At 44.2% G+C, this 18,018-nt stretch carries 18 protein-coding genes; 4 read left to right on the plus strand and 14 right to left on the minus strand.

Going from position 1 to position 18,018, the window contains the following annotated elements:
- Nucleotides 1–25: 25 nt before the first annotated feature.
- From BACHE_RS03210 to BACHE_RS03265, 11 genes are all read right to left on the minus strand, one after another.
- Entirely contained in the window at nt 26–862 is an 837-nt protein-coding gene (locus BACHE_RS03210) for a hypothetical protein (RefSeq protein WP_013546272.1), read from the minus strand.
- Between the two features lie 35 nt (nt 863–897).
- Nucleotides 898–1,506, minus strand: a complete 609-nt coding sequence (locus BACHE_RS03215; protein WP_187289287.1) for a hypothetical protein — start codon at nt 1,504–1,506, stop codon at nt 898–900.
- Entirely contained in the window at nt 1,421–1,747 is a 327-nt protein-coding gene (locus BACHE_RS03220; protein ID WP_041579154.1) for a DUF5683 domain-containing protein, read from the minus strand. Before BACHE_RS03220 ends, BACHE_RS03215 begins: the two co-directional genes overlap by 86 nt.
- The gene (locus BACHE_RS03225) at nt 1,744–2,271 is read right to left on the minus strand and encodes a hypothetical protein (protein WP_041579155.1); all 528 of its coding nucleotides are present in this window, start codon (nt 2,269–2,271) and stop codon (nt 1,744–1,746) included. The genes BACHE_RS03220 and BACHE_RS03225 overlap by 4 nt, the downstream gene beginning before the upstream one ends.
- Nucleotides 2,272–2,917: 646 nt before the next feature.
- Nucleotides 2,918–3,562, minus strand: coding sequence for a DUF3226 domain-containing protein (locus tag BACHE_RS03235; protein WP_013546274.1), 645 nt, complete (start codon nt 3,560–3,562; stop codon nt 2,918–2,920).
- A 4-nt stretch (nt 3,563–3,566) separates the two neighbouring features.
- On the minus strand, nt 3,567–4,652 hold the full coding sequence (locus BACHE_RS03240) for an AAA family ATPase (protein ID WP_013546275.1): 1,086 nt from the start codon (nt 4,650–4,652) through the stop codon (nt 3,567–3,569).
- A 160-nt stretch (nt 4,653–4,812) separates the two neighbouring features.
- Nucleotides 4,813–5,088, minus strand: a complete 276-nt coding sequence (locus tag BACHE_RS03245) for a CXXX repeat peptide modification system protein (protein WP_013546276.1) — start codon at nt 5,086–5,088, stop codon at nt 4,813–4,815.
- Nucleotides 5,089–5,096: 8 nt separating this feature from the next.
- A complete protein-coding gene (locus tag BACHE_RS03250; protein WP_013546277.1) occupies nt 5,097–6,041 on the minus strand; it encodes a CXXX repeat peptide maturase in 945 nt (314 codons plus the stop codon).
- Entirely contained in the window at nt 6,035–7,225 is a 1,191-nt protein-coding gene (locus tag BACHE_RS03255; RefSeq protein ID WP_041579604.1) for a radical SAM peptide maturase, CXXX-repeat target family, read from the minus strand. The genes BACHE_RS03250 and BACHE_RS03255 overlap by 7 nt, the downstream gene beginning before the upstream one ends.
- Before the next feature lie 7 nt (nt 7,226–7,232).
- Nucleotides 7,233–7,793, minus strand: coding sequence for a hypothetical protein (locus tag BACHE_RS18045; protein WP_013546279.1), 561 nt, complete (start codon nt 7,791–7,793; stop codon nt 7,233–7,235).
- Between the two features lie 21 nt (nt 7,794–7,814).
- Nucleotides 7,815–9,650 carry an Ig-like domain-containing protein gene (locus tag BACHE_RS03265; protein ID WP_013546280.1) on the minus strand — a complete coding sequence of 612 codons (1,836 nt, stop codon included), beginning with the start codon at nt 9,648–9,650 and terminating at the stop codon, nt 7,815–7,817.
- Between the two features lie 844 nt (nt 9,651–10,494).
- On the opposite strand from BACHE_RS03265, the gene BACHE_RS03270 reads away from it, so the two are divergent.
- Nucleotides 10,495–11,130 carry a DUF6266 family protein gene (locus BACHE_RS03270; RefSeq protein WP_013546281.1) on the plus strand — a complete coding sequence of 212 codons (636 nt, stop codon included), beginning with the start codon at nt 10,495–10,497 and terminating at the stop codon, nt 11,128–11,130.
- Here BACHE_RS03270 and BACHE_RS03275 read toward each other — a convergent pair.
- Nucleotides 11,117–11,938: a DNA alkylation repair protein gene (locus BACHE_RS03275; RefSeq protein WP_013546282.1), complete on the minus strand. Its 822-nt coding sequence runs from the start codon at nt 11,936–11,938 to the stop codon at nt 11,117–11,119. The two genes, BACHE_RS03270 and BACHE_RS03275, sit on opposite strands and share 14 nt — an antisense overlap.
- A gap of 130 nt (nt 11,939–12,068) precedes the next feature.
- On the opposite strand from BACHE_RS03275, the gene BACHE_RS03280 reads away from it, so the two are divergent.
- The 3 genes from BACHE_RS03280 to ybeY are packed head-to-tail and all read left to right on the plus strand — an operon-like array spanning nt 12,069 to nt 14,797.
- Complete coding sequence (locus BACHE_RS03280; RefSeq protein WP_013546283.1) at nt 12,069–13,073, plus strand: M28 family metallopeptidase; 1,005 nt, start codon at nt 12,069–12,071, stop codon at nt 13,071–13,073.
- Nucleotides 13,074–13,101: 28 nt separating this feature from the next.
- On the plus strand, nt 13,102–14,334 hold the full coding sequence (locus tag BACHE_RS03285; protein WP_013546284.1) for a nucleoside recognition domain-containing protein: 1,233 nt from the start codon (nt 13,102–13,104) through the stop codon (nt 14,332–14,334).
- Nucleotides 14,335–14,380: 46 nt separating this feature from the next.
- Complete coding sequence (ybeY, locus tag BACHE_RS03290) at nt 14,381–14,797, plus strand: rRNA maturation RNase YbeY (protein ID WP_013546285.1); 417 nt, start codon at nt 14,381–14,383, stop codon at nt 14,795–14,797.
- A 27-nt stretch (nt 14,798–14,824) separates the two neighbouring features.
- On the opposite strand, the gene BACHE_RS03295 is transcribed toward ybeY, so the two are convergent.
- Nucleotides 14,825–15,964 carry an aldose epimerase family protein gene (locus BACHE_RS03295; protein ID WP_013546286.1) on the minus strand — a complete coding sequence of 380 codons (1,140 nt, stop codon included), beginning with the start codon at nt 15,962–15,964 and terminating at the stop codon, nt 14,825–14,827.
- A gap of 18 nt (nt 15,965–15,982) precedes the next feature.
- A complete protein-coding gene (locus BACHE_RS03300) occupies nt 15,983–18,016 on the minus strand; it encodes a hypothetical protein (RefSeq protein ID WP_013546287.1) in 2,034 nt (677 codons plus the stop codon).
- Nucleotides 18,017–18,018: the final 2 nt, after the last annotated feature.

Here is an 18,018-nt window from a genome sequence, read left to right on the forward strand (position 1 = left end):
TTTATTGTTGATTAATATTCTATTTTCATTGTTTGGCAGGTACTCTGACTTCTCCGTCAATAGTCAAAGAACCATCATCACGGTTGAATTTCAATGTCATTTCAAGGGGAGCCTCTTCCGGATAATCGGCAAAACGCCGTTGCACTTTTGCATAATCCTTATTTATTTCAATGATAGAATCGATGACATAATAAGCATCATCCACGCTGCTATAAATGCCATACCCATAACATTCCTGTCCCATAAATTCATTGTCCTGAGGTGCTTTAATTTTCTTATACAGGCTCAATTTATAATATAGAGTAGAAAAGTCCTCACCATTCTTATCGGTGTATTCCCATTCGCCATTAAAAGGCTTGTCATCCGGTATCAGATGAAAAGTATAGTCCATATTCTTGATATAGACAGCCTTTGTTTCGGGATAATAGACAAGCGTGTCTATCGACAAATCTTCCCAACCTCCCGCCGACACCACTCTATAAGAATTATGTCCCAGATAACGCACCGAATCTATATCATAATGATAGATACGGGAAATATTGGAGAAGTCCATCCAACCATAACTCTTTCCATTTCCACTCGGCAAATCATTGTCCGCTGTAAAAGTCCGTTCGGAAAGGTTCAGTTCCATACAATAAACTATGCCGTCCACTTCTTCCATCTGCCCTCTGAACGAGGGGTCTTTAATCGCAGACATTTCCCAGCGTCCTTGCAAGGGTTCGGGAATATCCTGTTCCTGCACGGCGATGCTGTCGGACCCCGCCGCGCTCTCGCCTTGCTTCTTAGAGGAACAACCGGCAAACATCAACAGCACACACAGTGCCGAGCAAAAACACATCATTCTTTTTCCTAAAGCATTCATACTTGTATATTATTTAAGGTTACACATTCATCCTCTCACCACTTCACTTCCGCAAACATAACCTTCTTGGTCTGCGGATTCCAAGGTTCCGAACTGCTGATAATCCATTCCCAGCGTTGCAGATAGACGGCTTCATCCTTGATACCGGGAATCACGACACGGCATTTCACTTTCGCGCCTTTCAAGAAAGAGACGGAACTGCCACCCGTAACGAAAGTATTGGAATCTCCTACATAAACCTTCGTGTAGGATCCGGAATAGCTGTTGCCTTTATCATCCAACGAACCGGACTTGTCGCGATTGAACCACACTCGCCAGTCCTCCCGATTATTGGTCATCGTAAACTGGAACTCAACGGTATCGACATTCTTCAGGCAGGACAGAAATTCTATCTTCACCTCGGAATCGCAAGAGGTAATCTCCTTGCAAGAGCCTTTCTTGTCGGAACCGCCTTCGCCGCCCCCTTCGCCGCCTTCTTCCTTGTCGCCGAACAGCACGTTGACTTCAAGCGGAACGGACGCTCCGTCGGCTTCCACAAGCAGGTTCGTGGTCTCGTCTTTAGTAATCTTCTCGCGGCTCAGGGTGAGCACCACCGCACTGTTTTTGCCTTGCCCTGTGCTGCCGGATGCCGGAGTTATAGACATAAAGTACCGCCGCACCGCCTATGCAGGCATTACGCACGTTCTCCCAATTGTCCGCCCTCGTGTTGTAAGTTTGCTGGTGCTTGGGCTGCTCGTGCATTTTCTTGACGTAGGAGCTGCGCAGGTTATCGGAAACAATGATGCCGGCAGCAAGCGCCACTTCTCCACCCAGAATGCAAAGCCCCTTCACGGTGCTACCCTTGTACATTTGTCCCCAACCGGGCACAATAAGCGAGCGCATCATGCCCCGCGCACCATATTTACGCGTGAAACGCAGACGGTCGAACTGCGGGACGGGCGTATCAGCCACCCCGAACAATACGTAGCAATGGTATCGGCTGCCACCGGGATAGTATAGTAGATGTACTCCCAATATTCGTCGTACTTGGTGGAGGTCACGTTGATTTCCTCATCCTTTATCTTATAGTGGAAATTGTAAACGGAAGCTGTATTTATCTGCCCGTTGCGGTCTTCCGTACGAATGTCGGTTTCCGCCTCACCGCTGATTTTCCAAGACTGCCCGATGTAGCGCGAAAGAACTGTCAGACACTCTTGACGGGCGCCTTCCAAGGTTTCGCTTTCAGCTTCCGCCAACTGATAATGAAAGGTTGAATTGGTGGTTTTAGGCGTTTTGTCCGTCAACCATGCGGGGCGTGTCTTGTCCGATTTCCGAATCACCGTCTGTGCCCGGACACCGGGAGAAGCCAGGAAGCAGCACGCCAGAAGAAGAACGGCCGCAAGGCCGGTTCTAAAGTCTGATTTTTTCATACGAATATACAATGTTTATACTTATTTATTACAGAAACAAGACGACTATAAAATATATATCACCCTACAATAATACTGATTATAAATAACATTACGCAATATTTTTCATGAAAACATTGTTACTTTTCTTTGCTTGTCACGGAAAACCGTGACAAAACATTTCAACTAAAATCTCTCTTAACACATAATGTATAGATTAAAGAGATGCAAAAGCCGGAAACATGCCCCGCTTGCCTCCGGTTCTCTATTTTGAACAATATGACAATATTTTTCACAACTCCGAATAAAAGGGGAAACAAAAGAGAAAAAAACAGCAAGGAGTAAACTCATAATGTGTATATTTGCAGCACATCATAATTTATTTAACAAGAAGAACAAAACCGGAAAGGTTACTGCTCTACAAAGAACATGTATTACTTCAGTATCAAACTCCATGCTTTAGCCCTCCGTAGGGTATCAAAGGCCAGACAACCCATCGAATCATTTTTCAACGGGCTGAATGAGAAAACAAATATTCAAAAAGCGATGAAAGTCAGATCAACATCTGAACTTCTCGTACATACGATGGGTAAAATTGCCATCGCATTTATTTATCAATTTATCTAATTTTTTAAAACAAGAATCGGAGTTCAACTGCTGATTCGCATTAATTATATAACTTATTCAGCCAATCTACAAAAATCTTTGCCTGTTCAGCATCCGGATTCAAAATGTGAGCAGTAATAGCCTGCCCTATAGGTTTCCCGGGTTCATCTTGCCATGCCAAGAATGTATGTATTTTAGCTTTAGAGCGATGAACTTGTTTATAACGTTGGATTCCCGTCGATTCCAATTCGGACAATATCGCTTCAGATTTCAGAAACAAAGAATCTCCTGCCGGAATCATATTTAAGGCAAAGTCCTCCAACATCCCTTTCAAAGTGTTGTCAGGCATAATCCAGATGCCTACAATCGCATCATAGTCATTCACCGGATGCAATATCAAGCCATCGGGAGACAGCTCCAAACCGTCACAATCATATTTGCCACTTCCCTTCAATACATCCACCAATTGTTTCCACCGTTTCTCTATATCCACATCAGCATCAAGCACAATTCCTATACGCTGATAAGCTAAGGGATTGGTAAGCGCAAGCCTGAATAATCCGACAACATTTTCTACGCTTTCACAGGGTTTAATATTGAAATTCTGGTTCACATGGTGACAGCCACATAAAGAAGAAATAACATGAAGATCATTTTTCCCCTCAACAAACAAATAATAAGAGAAACTCTCTTTTAGCTTACTCATATCTCTATCGTATTTCAACATCATTTTGTGCTATGAATCCCATTGCCTTCTCATCATTATAGTTTACGGCAACAATATCTCCGTTTCTATTATCCAGACGGATAATCTGCCCTTGTTTTTCTTTATTTACAGCAATGAAACTGTCTATACAATCCCGGCTATGCGAAGAGACAAACACTTGAATATTCATTTTTTGAGAAAGCATGAAGATAATTTCCCACAACCGGTTCTGTACTGTATAGTGAAGTCCCGTTTCAAATTCATCCAATAAGAAAACACCGTCCTTGCAATTGACCAAGGCAAGAATTATTGCAAGAATTCTGTTGATACCATCACCCATCGAACTCAGACGGACACGTTCACCCGTACCCTTTAAAGTAACAAAAGGAACACGCCGATTGGAATATTCATTTTCATTCAAGAAGTTCAGCCGGTCAATTCCGGGTTCTATAATACGCAAAGCTTCCAAAACATATTCTTCTCTGTCGGACAAGGATATACGGTCGAAAAGCAAAACACTTCTTCGAAGATAAAAATCCCCTGCCAATACATATTCAAATGGTATTTTATCCTTCACATTACCCAAAACGCTACGCTGAAAGAAAGGTATTATCACAGGAGAACCAGAACCGGAGAACACTTCCAAGCCGTCACCTATATACTGAAATGAATGATTATTTGATTCGATATCTGCATCATTATAAGTCCAACGTTTGGTCTGCAATTCTCTCTGTTCCTCGGCTATATGTACAAGCCTGATGTTCACCTTATCATGCTGCTCACCAATGGAGATAGCCGTAGAATCCGTAAAGTCCATCTTACGCCCAACAAACAAAGAACTATAATGTTCCAACAAGACCTTAGCTGAATCCACTTCTCCTTTAGTGAAATCCACATTCACCATTTCTCCCCTGAAATCCAAAATCGTTTTCAGCCACTCGTCATTCCCGTTTGCCAAATAAATGGAAACAGCTTCCAGCAACGTAGATTTCCCCACATTGTTGCGCCCCACTATCAGGTTGACCCGGGCGAGTGAATCAAGCGACAGCTCTCTTAGGTTCTTATAGTTTTTGATATACAACGACTTCATATTCCAAAGCTTTTTGTTTACTGCAAAATAAAGAAATTATTTTGAGATAGCCCTCATTTAAAGACTTTTTCATGCAACCTTCCACAAAAAGAAACCGCATGGAAATGCTTCCATACGGTTTTTTGTTATTAAAAGGATAGAATTCTATACTCAATGTAAATCAATTCTCATAAACTAAATATATTTCGTTCGTACTGAAATTTATTTCCCAACTACCATTTTCTGACTTTTCCCATTGATATTGGTTTGCCATACAATCCCACCAATTCTGAAATTTTCGTCCAGTCTCTCCCAAGTCTTTTACCAGTTTCTCATACAAAGCTTCATTATCTATTGTCACAATCTTTGCCAATTCATTCAAGCCATTGCGGCGTTCAAAAAGAGTTTGAATCTCTATTTTCTCTTCTTCCGTAACGGTTCCAACTAATTTTTTCATAACTTATTTCATTTTAAATCTTTTCGTATATCAAATGGGTCTAAATAACTTAGTTCCTTTATCTCCTTATTTGAAAAGCAATCTTTAAATCGGCGTATCTCCTGCAATAAATCACGCGATACATTCCGTTCCAGATGTGCAGTCACACACTGTTCATGCGAAGGGGTATTTACTTCTAACGTCATTTTACTGTTCAACCAAATGCAACGTTTGCATTGATAAGCATCGCAATGCCGACAAAGAGGTGCATATTCCAGACGATACAATTGAGGATTTTTTATGGAAAGCCCTTTGTCAAGGCTACCGATGGGATAACCATTACCCGACAAATAAAATGCAGGACATGTATAGAAATTCCCATCCGGTGCTAATGTCACACTTTCCCATCCGGCATTACAATTGTTCATGGCATCAAGCATCATGCGGTCAGTCAACAGATTCAGTTGAGGCATTGCCCCTTTTTGACATAAATCACTCAGCGATGGGATAAATGTCTCCAATGCTGATTTATAAATATCAAAATCTGTCTCTGTAAAGGTTTCTACATCTGTCAATATAACGTTCAAACGAGCAACCTGAGTCAACACTCCCTCTATTTTGTCATGACAATCAAAGAAATCTTTCTTTCCCGTTCTCAACACATAAACTCTATCTTTATTCAAACGGCAGGTCATTAAATCCTCCCAACAATCCATCACAACAATATCTGCTTCCTTGCTACAAACCGCAGGCATAATTTTGCAATGAAACATTGTTTCAATGGCAGTTGTGTATTCTTGCGGCAATTCATAAGCAGGATAGACGAACTGGAGCATCAAGTTCTCCTTCATCGCCCAAAGAATGGCGGCTTCAAGATCCGATAAACTGATTCGTTTACATTCAGTCTTCGGATTGTCATAATGGCAATAAGAGACAGCGGTATCGTCCAATAGAACAACTAAATATTTCAGCATAACGTCATTTTATTGGTATTATATTTTTCGTCTGCTTCTTGCCTATAACGAAGTTTACTCCAATAGTAGTTATTGGCTCGTACTCGTGCTTTATGCATCTTGCAGATAGCGGTAGAACGCTGATAAATAGTTGGCGTATCGGCTGCATCATAATTCTCGCCCTGACACCACGCACAACCACTCGCCACTTCACAATCAATGCACTCCTGTGTACTCTGGGTACAGCGATCCAACATAAGAAAAGGGCGTAGCTTATTCTTATCAATACCATCATGAATATTTCCAATAATCCAAGCTTTCTTGTTACGCAGAGAGTATTGTGCAAAACGAGTACAAGGATAGAAGTTTCCGTTTGCATCTACGGCAAGCATCATTCCTGCGCCGCACCAGTTCTGATTCTGTAATTTGCAATCTAACGGAACACCGAGATGTTCACTGAAAAAAGAACAGGCGTAGTCCTGGTAATAACCTTCATCAATGATAGTGTCCGCCAACAGCAGCAACTGTTCTTCAAACAAGGCATCATCTCCTGTTTTCCAAACGTCCTCGAACACACAGTTTATATTCACCTGATGGATTCCTAACGCATAAAGATGAAGAACACTTTCTTTTATATAAGGTATATCGGCACTGCTGATGGTGACTTTCGTACTTGCATCAGGAAATTGCGACAACCATAAAGGAATATTACGCACTACATCTTGATATGATCCTTTCCCGCTTGCCTTATACACCCGATTGATATCATGCTTCAGTTCTGTTCCATCAATGGTAATGCCAATGCTGAGATGGTTCTTATTCTTGTCTATAAACCGCTGGACTTTTTCTTCATGGTAGTTGATGCCATTGGTAGAGAAGCTGAAACGATAAGAATTAAACCAATGATGGTGCTTCTTAAACTGTTCCATCTTGATATAATCACAAATTCTGTCTATCAGATCTATCTCTAAAAAAGGTTCTCCACCAATAAAATCCCATACTACCGACTCCTCCGCAAAGTCATTCTCATGATTGAGAATATAGTCAACAGCCTGCTTGGCTACTTCCCAAGGCATTCGCTCATTTGAGTTCTTTCCTACGAGATAGCAATATTTGCAGGCAAGTTGGCAATCTTTGGTGACGATAAAAGTGATGGATTTAGCCATTCCACCTTTCCATACATCATTTGTTTTAATTCGAATCATATTTATTTCAGTCATTCATTTGCATACAAATATGGGTACATGAATGTAAACAATACTGTTCGCATCTTCCTAAGCAAGTGTTGACACATTGCCCTTGGCAAGTTCTGTCACAAGTAATACGACATGAGACGCTACAGCCCGTCCTGCAAGTCGCGTCACAATTCTGCGCACATCCCCGGTTACAACTGTTACCGCAACCAGAACAAGAAGACGAAGTTGCAGAGTCCTTGCAATTATTACCACAGTTATCCTTACAACCATTAGTGCAATTTGTACTGCAGTCAGAACAGGAAGAGGACTTGGCTGTATCATTACATCCTGTATTACAACCATCTTTACACGTATTCTTACATCCATCTCCACAACCACCTTGTGCTGTTCCTACACAACTGCTGCTACAAGATGAGCCACAGCCGCTTTGTGCAGTTCCAGTACAACTATTGTTACAGCCAAGAGGTTCATCATCCTTTCCACAACTATCCAGTATGGGGAGAACAGTAATAAGCCCTAAGAATGGAATAGTTCGCTTGAGGGCTTCTTTGAAAAATTCCCGACGTGAAATTCCCATATTTTGTTTTATATCAAATTATTAAAGAACATACCAATCACTTGCTCGCATTATATAATGATAGCAAATATTATTATCAATATTGGTAAATCGAATATCCGTCTCACTGGAAAAATAGATATAAGTATTAGCTCCCGAATATTCCAGTTTTCCACCATCTTTCTTAAAATAGAATTTTCCACTCCCATTTTCAATATACATTGATGAAACGTAATCAGCCGTCTTCGCCAAATACCCTCCACCAGTCATATCTACTTTATAAGTACCTTTAGGTATTATTTCATAAGTCATGTCGAAAAAAAGAGTATAAAGTGTCATATGTACAGGATATGTTTCTTCCGTCGTTGAATACCTGGTATATTTATTGGTTATCTTGAATTCATTGCCAAGGGTTTGTACCGACACCTCATCACCATAATATTCCACACTTGAATTTTTCAGAGAATATGCTCTTATATAATAAGTGGTTGCACCTTTTAACCCGGACAAAGTCAAATACAATTTTCCACCTACCTCAGTTGCAGTTGTTACATTGTCTGTAATACTGGGATTAGGAGAGGTACCATAACAAATATCAATTTTGCTTACTCCGCTCGGAGCTGCAGACTTAAGTAAAATCTTATCTGCATAGATGTCCGTAGTTTCGAAATGTGTCTTTAGGATTCCCATCGTTTTAAAATCGTCTTGTTCTCCATAGTAATACTTTCCATTAATTTTCGCGAATATCCGAACATAATAAGTAGTCTCAGGCTTCAATTCATTCAATGTATATCCGATAGTACTACCCGAAATAATCACTTTCGTATTATCAATTGTCGGCATTGCTGATGTAGAATAACAGATGCCCACTTCCTCAGTCTGCATGCCGAAAGTTTTAATTGTAGCACTTATATAAGCGGCATTTGAAGTAATAGAAGATATTTGAGGGGCAGAGATTTCTGCAGCAGCTTCAGTAGTAAACGTAGTCTGATCTCCATACTTGGCAGCACCATCCAATATAGCATATATGCGAACAAAATAAGTAGTACTTGCTTCCAACTTGGTCATTGCATAAGAGAGGCTCTCGCCGGACAAAGCTATCTTTTTATCATTTACCGTTGGCGATTGAGCAGTAGAATAGCAAATGCCGACTTCTCCCAATTTAACTCCCAGTGCCTTAACAGTTCCTGACACAACAGCCGAAATAGAAGTAACGTCAGACACTTCCGGCTTCGAAATCTCCACTCCTTTATTCACTACCGTAATCTGGCAAGATGCCGCTTTATCACCATCTTTTGTAGTGGCTTTAATGGAGACTTTACCTTCTGAAACAGCGGTCACCTTACCGGTAGCAGCATCTACGGTCGCTATCTTACCATCACCAGAACTCCATATCACAGATTTGTTAGTTGCATTCTCCGGCACCACGGTTGCTTCAAGTGTAAGTTCATCCCCGGCAACCATAGTTGCCTCCGTAGGCTTTATTGATACTCCTGTCACATTAACTACCTTAGCAACCACCGTCACCTTGCAAGTTGCTTTCTTCTTACCCACTAGTGCAGTGGCAGTGACAACAGCCTCACCAGACTCCACAGCCGTTACCATTCCTGACTCATCCACCATTGCAATACCAGGTGCACTCGAACTCCACACATGTCCTTTATTTAGTGTTTCAGTCGGCGTAAAGGAAGCAATCAATCGTTCTGTCTTACCTTTTTCCAAAGTGAGTTCACTTTTATTTAAAGCAATATCTGGAGTCACCACCTCATTATCATCACTCTTACTACACCCTAAAAATAACAGTAAGCAAAACAATGATACAATCTTAGCAGAAATATGTACAACCAACCCACTACTAAACTTTTCTCTTTTAAGCATTATCATGTAGATTAACGCCTATAGAACTTCCCCTGATTCGGCAGTATACAAAAAAGACGTGGGAGTCTGTACTTCGCTTATCCCGACTTCAGGCTCTCGCATTGCCCATCTGGAAGGATAAGCAACTCAGCCAGCCCACGCCGAGACGTATATACAGAACACCACGTCAAACGCAATGTTTGAATAAAACACCCCATGTGGACGCTTTCGTTGCCGTATCTTCTTCCAGAATCAAACTTGCGAGATTTGAAGTCAGAAGATAACGTTCGTAAACGTCTTTTCTTATTAAAATAATAAAAATCTCCCTCTAACCCACTGGCTAGCTGAGATTGTGACAAAGTTAAGAAGGATTATTTGATATCCAAAATAAGTTTAAATATTTTCAATATCCAATTTTCACCATATAGTGTCTATTTTCCGTTGAACAGTAATATTTAACAGACAAAGAAAGTGTTCTTATATACAAGAAGAAACAGTGTTCAGAGATTATAATCTAAAACATTTTACCTTACCTGTTCCTTACCTACTCCCTACCTACTCCTTACCTTCTCCCTACCTTCTCCTTACATACTCCTTCCTTATAGGTTAGGAGAAGGTGCGGTTCAGTTCCCTCTTTGCCCTGCAATATCTAAGAAGCGGAATGGAAATCAAACCCCTATCAAACGCTCAAAGAAGAAATTGAAGACAAACCTTCAGAGCGCAGGCCTAAAAGATAAATATTATTCATACCTTTGTAGAACAAGTGTAGAAAACATTCTCTGCACTATAAAGTAAACAAAGGAACAGAAAGCCTCCACCACACTTTCACAAACAACAAACTATTAACGACTAAAGCTAAACGAACATGGGAAAAATTCAGAAAGGAACTCTCGGCGAATTCACCGGGAAAATAGGAAATCTTGTAGGATGCAACTGGAAAGGAGTGCCTTATATGCGCTCCCGCCCCACACACATGACCAATCCGCGCACCAAAGAACAACAACGTCAACGGGGCAAGTTTACAATAGCCATGGACTTTCTTCGCACCATCACCCCTTTTGTGCGAATTGGCTATAGAGAACTTACCACGAACCAAACTGCATTCAACGCCGCCATGTCCTACATCATGAAAAATGCGATTATAGATAATGGACAAGGGCCGGAACTTGATTACAACAAGGTACTTGTATCACACGGCAGCTTGATGCAAGCATTCAAAGCCACTGCAATACTGGAGGCCGACAATGTACTTTTCACTTGGGAGAATAATAGCGGACAGGGAAATGCAACGGACTCTGACGTTGCCCTCCTGTTAGTGTATAACAAGGAGAAGAACCTTGCCATTTACAACACTACGGCTTTCAGACGCTCTGACAGCAAATCGGTACTTGAACTTCCCAAAGACTGGACCGGAGATGAAATGGTTGCTTACCTAAGTTTCTACAGCGTTTACGACGAAAGCACAGCCAATAGTATTTGCCTGCCACTTACCGCTTCATGAATTCGCGCCGTTCTTCTTCGGGAAACTTCTCGATGGCATATCGCAAGGCCGTGCGCGGCATCTCTTTGCCATGTTTCTCCAGAAACTGCACCAGCAGATCCTTGTCACGCTTGCCCATCTCGCGAAGCATCCATCCGATGGCCTTCTGCATCAGGTCGTGAAGGGGTCGAACGGAGTGTGCAGGAATATGTGCAGAGTGTGCATCTATGTGTACACTTGTGTACAAAAGATGCTCCGAAAGGCGGATAATATCGATGAAATCGTTGTTTTTAATAAATGTATAGGTGGACACCACGGCAATACGCTTGTCCCACAGCAACGGGCTATCCGCCAGGCGATAGAGCACGTCGCGCGGCTTATCCTTCAAGTATTCGCCCACGATGCCGGGGGCAGACAGATCCACCAAGTCCCAGTTATTGATACGGCCGGTCTGTGCCAGATAGAACTCGAAGATGGCTTTCCGTTCCGTCTCGTCACACTTCCTGAAGCGTTCCACCAACATTAGCAAGGCACAAAGACGGCACTCGTGCCACTCGCTCTGCAGCAATCCGGCCATTACCTCGAAAGGCTTGTCCTTATGCCGCTTTGCCACCAGACGGGTATTCGGAACCACTACGCCCAAAAATCTGTCGCCTTCGCCATACTGCCCCTTCCCTGTCTTGAAAAAACGGGGAAGATATTCTCTTTTTACCGGATCGATATACGCTTCCAGCTCACACCGGATGACGGCGATTGCCTCGGCCGTTTCTTCCGTTGAAATCGGGGTATTATGCATCTCCTCCCCGGCTTTTCCTCTTTCCTTTGTCATTATTCACAGCTTGATTTACACATACTTGTGCCTTGATGCAGGCGGACAAAAATACGACAAATCTATCGGAACTATGAAAAGTTATCTCTAATTTTGCAACCGTTATTCCAAATCTTTAAAACCATACGCTATGCATAAAGCTTTTTTAGGAGCACTCTGCTTCATGTCTCTTGCCCTGTCCCTGCACGCCCAGTCTCCCCGCGAGAAGGGATTGCAAAGTATCAACCGCGCTTCGGCCCAAGCCGTCGTGGAATTTCTGGCCGACGACGAACTGCAAGGACGCGAGGCGGGTATGCACGGTTCGCGGGTAGCTGCCCGCTACATAGTGTCGTGCCTCAAGGAAGCGGGAATAGCCCCGTTGGACAAGGACGGCTACTACCAGCCCTTCGAGGCATGCAGCAAGGAGAGGCAACAGCGGGGACGCTGGCAGGTGCACCCCGACTCCATCGCTGCCCTGAAGCAAGGCACTTACCGTTCGCTCCCGATGAGCAACGTGTTAGGATTCATCCCCGGCGAACGTGCCGACGAGTATGTCATCGTAGGCGCCCACTTCGACCATCTGGGCATAGATGAAACGCTGGCAAACGACCGGATATACAATGGTGCGGACGACAACGCTTCAGGCGTCTCTGCCGTGTTGCAGATAGCACGCGCCTTCACGGCTACCGGAAAAAGACCGTTGAGAAATGTCATCTTCGCCTTTTGGGACGGAGAAGAAAAAGGCTTGCTCGGCTCAAAGCACTTCGTACAGAACTTCCCCGCCGTGGATCGGATAAAAGGGTATCTCAACTTCGACATGATAGGGCGCAACAACAAGCCCGAACAACCGCAGCATGTGGTCTATTTCTATACCGCCTCCCACCCCGCCTTCGGTGATTGGCTGAAGCAGGACATCATGCGATATAAATTACGGTTGCAACCCGACTACCGCGCCTGGGACCGCCCCGTGGGCGGAAGCGACAACGCTTCTTTCGCCATGCACGACATCCCTGTCATCTGGTATCACACCGACGGACATCCCGATTATCACCAGCCGTCGGACCACGCCGACCGCCTGAACTGGGAAAAGGTTGTAGAAATCACCAAGGCGTCTTTCCTCAACGCATGGAACCTTGCCAACGAAAGCCAATATTAATCCGCAAGAAACAAAACATCAAGAATACATGGTTTTAAATTACATCTGGGTAGCATTCTTCGTAATAGCCTTCATCGTGGCTCTCTGCCGGCTCATCTTCGCGGGAGACACGGAGATATTCACGCAACTTGTCAACTCCACCTTCGACTCTTCAAAGGCAGCGTTCGAGATCTCCTTAGGCCTGACGGGAATACTCGCCCTCTGGTTGGGCGTGATGAAGATCGGCGAGAACAGCGGCATGATCAATGCACTTTCGCGGTGGCTGAGCCCGGTATTCTGCCGCCTCTTTCCAGAAATACCCAAGGGACATCCGGCAATGGGTTCCATCTTCATGAACCTGTCGGCCAATATGTTAGGACTGGATAATGCCGCTACTCCGATGGGACTGAAAGCCATGAAGGAACTTCAGGAGCTCAATCCGAAGAAAGATACAGCCACCAATCCGATGGTAATGTTTCTGGTGCTGAATACTTCGGGATTGATACTTATCCCCGTCAGCATCATGATGTACCGTTCACAGATGGGTGCTGCGCAACCCACGGATATCTTCATCCCGACACTGATAACTACGGCCGTCTCAACGCTTGTCGGAGTCACCGCCGTCAGCATGGCGCAACGCATCAACCTGCTGAACAAGCCCATTCTCATCCTGATTGGCTGCGTCAGCCTTTTCTTTGCCGCACTCATTTACCTGTTCAGCCGGATAAGCCGCGATGAAATGGGAGTATATTCCACCTTAGTAGCCAACATACTGCTATTCTCCATCATACTGCTGTTCATCCTTTGGGGACTATGGAAGAAAATCAATGTGTATGACGCCTTCATAGAAGGCGCCAAGGAAGGTTTCTCCACAGCCATACGCATCATCCCCTATTTGGTGGCTTTCCTTGTCGGAATCGCAGTATTCCGCACTTCCGGAGCAATGGACATATTGGTGGGCGGCATCGGACACGTGGCAGGGCTGTTCGGATTAGACACCGGCTTCGTAGGAGCCTTGCCCACTGCCTTGATGAAATCGTTAAGCGGCAGCGGGGCCAACGGACTGATGATAGACACCATGAAACAATATGGAGCAGATTCTTTTGTGGGACGGATGAGTTGTGTGGCGCGCGGTGCGTCCGATACCACGTTCTATATACTTGCCGTATATTTCGGCAGCGTAGGCATCACCAAAACGCGCAATGCCGTGACCTGTGGATTGATTGCCGATTTCTCCGGCATCATAGCGGCGATCATTATCAGCTATATGTTTTTCTTTTAAGCCAAACTTATAGCCTCTTCAGTGAAAGAAATAAAGAAATAATAATATGATCAGTTATCAGACAGAGGGCGTGGAAATGCCCGCCATCAAAAAACGTGAAACGACGGAATGGATCAAAGCCGTTGCCGCCTCCTACGGGAAAAAAACCGGTGAAATCGCCTATATCTTCTGCTCGGACGAGAAGATTCTTGAAGTGAACCGCCAATATCTGCAACACGATTACTACACGGATATCATTACCTTCGATTATTGTGAAGGGAATCGCCTCAGCGGAGACCTTTTTATCAGCCTTGACACTGTGCGCACCAATGCGGAGCAATTTGCCGGCAATGATTATGAACGGGAGTTATACCGTGTAATCATCCACGGTATTCTTCACCTATGCGGCATCAATGACAAAGGGCCGGGAGAACGGGAAATCATGGAAGAGGCAGAGAATAAGGCATTGGCAATGAGGCTGTAAAGGCGTAGTATTCAATCAACTCTACTCTTATTTCTTCACCGAGAATTTATAGATACAATGACTATCATACTTCTCTCCCGGTTTTAGCAACGCTGACGGCCACTCCGGTTTATTGGGGGTATCGGGATACTTCTGAGTTTCGAGACATACAGAAGCACGGTGATTGTACACGATCCCTTTCTTTCCGGTAAGCGTACCGTCGAGGAAGTTACCGGCATAAATCTGAATACCAGGTTCGTTAGTGTAAACATCGAGAACAATGCCTGTAAGGGGAGATTCGAGCGTAGCACATGGACGGGAATCGTCGCCACGGGTATTAAGCACCCAGTTGTGGTCATATCCCTTACCGTACTTCAACTGCACAAAGTCATTATTGATACGGGCTCCTACAGCAACGGGCTGACGGAAATCCATATCAGTACCTTCTACGGAAGCTATTTCACCGGTAGTCATGAAAGTGCTGTCCACAGGGGTATAAGAGTCGGCATCAATGGTAAGCAGGTAGTCTGAGTTAGTTCCCGAAGGATTGCCATCGAGGTTGAAGTAAGAATGATTAGTCATGTTGACTACGGTAGTGCGGTCTGTTTCGGCACTGTAGCGGATGTCGATGGCATTGTCATCGGTCAGGGTAAAGGTTACTTTACAAGTCAGATTGCCCGGGAAACCTTCTTCACCGTCTTTGGAAAGATAAGTCAACTCCAAAGCTTGATCGCTAAGAGGACGTGCATCAAAGACCTGATACTGAAAGCCACGGGGACCACCATGCAGGCAATGACCATAGTTATTTTGAGGCAACTGGTATTCTATACCGTCGAGCGTAATCCTGCCTTGATTGATACGGTTAGCATAACGACCGATGGATGCGCCGAAATCGGAAGGATATTTGATGTAATCCCGGATAGAGTCGAAACCTAATACCACATCTTTCATCACACCATTCTTATCGGGTACTATCACTGATACGATACGTCCGCCGAAGTTTGTGATACAAACTTCCATGCCGTTTTTGTTTTTCAGTACAAACAAGTTTGTTTGCTTGCCATCAACCTCTGTTTGGAAGTTAGCAGGGGCTAAGCCCGAAGCAGTTGTTTCCACATTCTGCTTGCTTGTGCAGGCTGATGCCAATAGCACCCACCCGACTAATAAAGTCACTAATCTGTAGTTCATATTCTTTAAATTTTTGTATCATTTGGATGCTCCCAAGTATCGCTCGGCACGACCCGGTGTGAAGAGTTCCCAAAGGGAAGCTACCGTCCACCCCGGAGCAAAGATGTTGTTATAATAACCTTTTCCGTTTTTGCCGTAGTCCCAATTGGTGTGTTGCACTACTTCGGGGTAATAACCTACTTTGGCAACACCACACATGTGCTCTTCGTAAGGTAGAAGTTGGCGCATAGAAGTAGATATTACTTCGGAGAAGTCGGAGAAGCGAGGCTCGTCATACTGTTTGGCAAGCCAGTGCAGAACGTCGGCAAATTCGAAGATAAACACGTCGATATGATTATTTTCTACCGATACATTGCCCCAACCACGGGTTTTCAAACCGATATCGCCCAACATTTGCCCTTCGGCAAAAGGAACATCCCAGGTATAGTACCATGATAAGGCAAAATAGGCGGCTTTCTTAGACAAATCGGCATAGCGTGCACGTTCTGCTCCTTTGGTGGCCAAAGCCAGATAGTAAGTAGCAGTAGCGGCATACAGTGAAGCTTCTTTATCCTCGCAGTTGGCATCAAGCGTAGACGAGAAATAATCAGACTTGGATATCAGTTCCTTTTCCAGATAATCGGCGGTACGCTTGGCACTTGCCAGGTAGCGTTTGTCTTTGAAATACTTGGATGCCATTACCAAAGGCAACGTAGCCGAAGGAGTGCTACCACCGCTTGCATCCACGATAGAGAAGTCGTCTTTGAACTTGCGGGGGAAACTTCCGTCGGGGTTCTGCAAACGCAGGAAGGCATCGAGCATACTCTTCATCCGTTTCTCCCATTCAGGATGCTTGCGCCCCTGCTGCTTTTCGTAGTTCAAGTAATTCAGTACTGCATATACACCTTCCGATTGACGGCGGATGCTATGAATCGGCTCTTTAAAGTCACGATTATAATGAACCACTTCATTAAAGAAACCTGCCGGAGAGAAACCATTCTGAAGATAAGTATCGAAGATGCTATTGGCATTCGTCACTAAGTCTGTACGATTCTTTTGCGCTCCATATTCCAAAGCATTAAATGCATTGAGCAGAGTACGTCCTACAAAACCTACTTCAGCAACATCGGTACTGGCACAAGTGGCGGTTTCAAGTTCAACACCCGAATAATAATGGGTAGGTGTATTGCCTACATAACTTTCTACAAAGAAGTTGCTCATGACTTCTTTCATACGATCCACCGTATAAGGAGTATCTACTTTCTGTGGACGATTGGTATCGTAGCAATACTCCCAAGTGCGCTGCACACAGTCCGAGAAGTCGGCGGCAGCTCTTTCTGACAATTCCCAGGTAAGGGAAATACTATCACCTTTGCGAAGCAATTGATAAGCCTCAACAGCAGGAGCCAGTGTAAGCTTGCGGATGTACGTCTTAGGAGCTTCCTTGTAGGGAAAACCATAAGAGAGTACCGTTATTCCATCAGCATTCTCAAAACCGGTATAGCCGATGGAAGTCTCTCCGGAAAGGATTACTTCTCCCTCTTTATGCGTAGTCAATGCTTCTTTATCAAATTTATCAATGCGGATAACGGACATCGACTTGCCGTTTGCCGGACTGAATACAGCCGTGAGCGGAGTGCTCAGACGGTCTTCACGTATCAGCCAACTATCCGAAGTATGAAATGAAGGGGCTTCTTTAGGTGAGCGCAAGTTGCGACGATACCAAAAGCCGGGCATATAGAACTGGCAGTCATCATGGCGGTAGCCTGTCTTTACCTGTTCTCCATAATTGAAGTAAACATTTTCCTGGGCTTTAAGGGTCACTGTGATGCGCTGATTCCCGTCTTTCTCTACCACTTGACGGGTGATACTTAGCGGCAGTTTATCAGCAGCCTGACAAGTATAGATGCCATCGGCCCGCTTCTTAATAGTAAGCGGATAGTTACGGGCATCGTTTCCCGGAATCTTCAAGGAAACGGAAGCCGACACATCCTCCGGGACATCATTCACAGCCCCTACATTTGTAATGCCTGCAAGAAGCATTATCCCCAAAAACAATCTTTTTAGTCTCATAG

Source organism: Bacteroides helcogenes P 36-108, assembly GCF_000186225.1.
In the GTDB taxonomy this organism is placed as follows: Bacteria; Bacteroidota; Bacteroidia; order Bacteroidales; family Bacteroidaceae; genus Bacteroides; species Bacteroides helcogenes.

Excerpts from the sequence above, each read along its gene's own strand:
- BACHE_RS03210 (WP_013546272.1), bottom strand. The coding sequence starts at position 862 with ATGAATGCTTTAGGAAAAAGAATGATGTGTTTTTGCTCGGCACTGTGT.
- BACHE_RS03215 (WP_187289287.1), bottom strand. The coding sequence starts at position 1,506 with ATGTCTATAACTCCGGCATCCGGCAGCACAGGGCAAGGCAAAAACAGT.
- BACHE_RS03220 (WP_041579154.1), bottom strand. The coding sequence starts at position 1,747 with ATGATGCGCTCGCTTATTGTGCCCGGTTGGGGACAAATGTACAAGGGT.
- BACHE_RS03225 (WP_041579155.1), bottom strand. The coding sequence starts at position 2,271 with ATGAAAAAATCAGACTTTAGAACCGGCCTTGCGGCCGTTCTTCTTCTG.
- BACHE_RS03235 (WP_013546274.1), bottom strand. The coding sequence starts at position 3,562 with ATGAGTAAGCTAAAAGAGAGTTTCTCTTATTATTTGTTTGTTGAGGGG.
- BACHE_RS03240 (WP_013546275.1), bottom strand. The coding sequence starts at position 4,652 with ATGAAGTCGTTGTATATCAAAAACTATAAGAACCTAAGAGAGCTGTCG.
- BACHE_RS03245 (WP_013546276.1), bottom strand. The coding sequence starts at position 5,088 with ATGAAAAAATTAGTTGGAACCGTTACGGAAGAAGAGAAAATAGAGATT.
- BACHE_RS03250 (WP_013546277.1), bottom strand. The coding sequence starts at position 6,041 with ATGCTGAAATATTTAGTTGTTCTATTGGACGATACCGCTGTCTCTTAT.
- BACHE_RS03255 (WP_041579604.1), bottom strand. The coding sequence starts at position 7,225 with ATGATTCGAATTAAAACAAATGATGTATGGAAAGGTGGAATGGCTAAA.
- BACHE_RS18045 (WP_013546279.1), bottom strand. The coding sequence starts at position 7,793 with ATGGGAATTTCACGTCGGGAATTTTTCAAAGAAGCCCTCAAGCGAACT.
- BACHE_RS03265 (WP_013546280.1), bottom strand. The coding sequence starts at position 9,650 with ATGCTTAAAAGAGAAAAGTTTAGTAGTGGGTTGGTTGTACATATTTCT.
- BACHE_RS03270 (WP_013546281.1), top strand. The coding sequence starts at position 10,495 with ATGGGAAAAATTCAGAAAGGAACTCTCGGCGAATTCACCGGGAAAATA.
- BACHE_RS03275 (WP_013546282.1), bottom strand. The coding sequence starts at position 11,938 with ATGACAAAGGAAAGAGGAAAAGCCGGGGAGGAGATGCATAATACCCCG.
- BACHE_RS03280 (WP_013546283.1), top strand. The coding sequence starts at position 12,069 with ATGCATAAAGCTTTTTTAGGAGCACTCTGCTTCATGTCTCTTGCCCTG.
- BACHE_RS03285 (WP_013546284.1), top strand. The coding sequence starts at position 13,102 with ATGGTTTTAAATTACATCTGGGTAGCATTCTTCGTAATAGCCTTCATC.
- ybeY (WP_013546285.1), top strand. The coding sequence starts at position 14,381 with ATGATCAGTTATCAGACAGAGGGCGTGGAAATGCCCGCCATCAAAAAA.
- BACHE_RS03295 (WP_013546286.1), bottom strand. The coding sequence starts at position 15,964 with ATGAACTACAGATTAGTGACTTTATTAGTCGGGTGGGTGCTATTGGCA.
- BACHE_RS03300 (WP_013546287.1), bottom strand. The coding sequence starts at position 18,016 with ATGAGACTAAAAAGATTGTTTTTGGGGATAATGCTTCTTGCAGGCATT.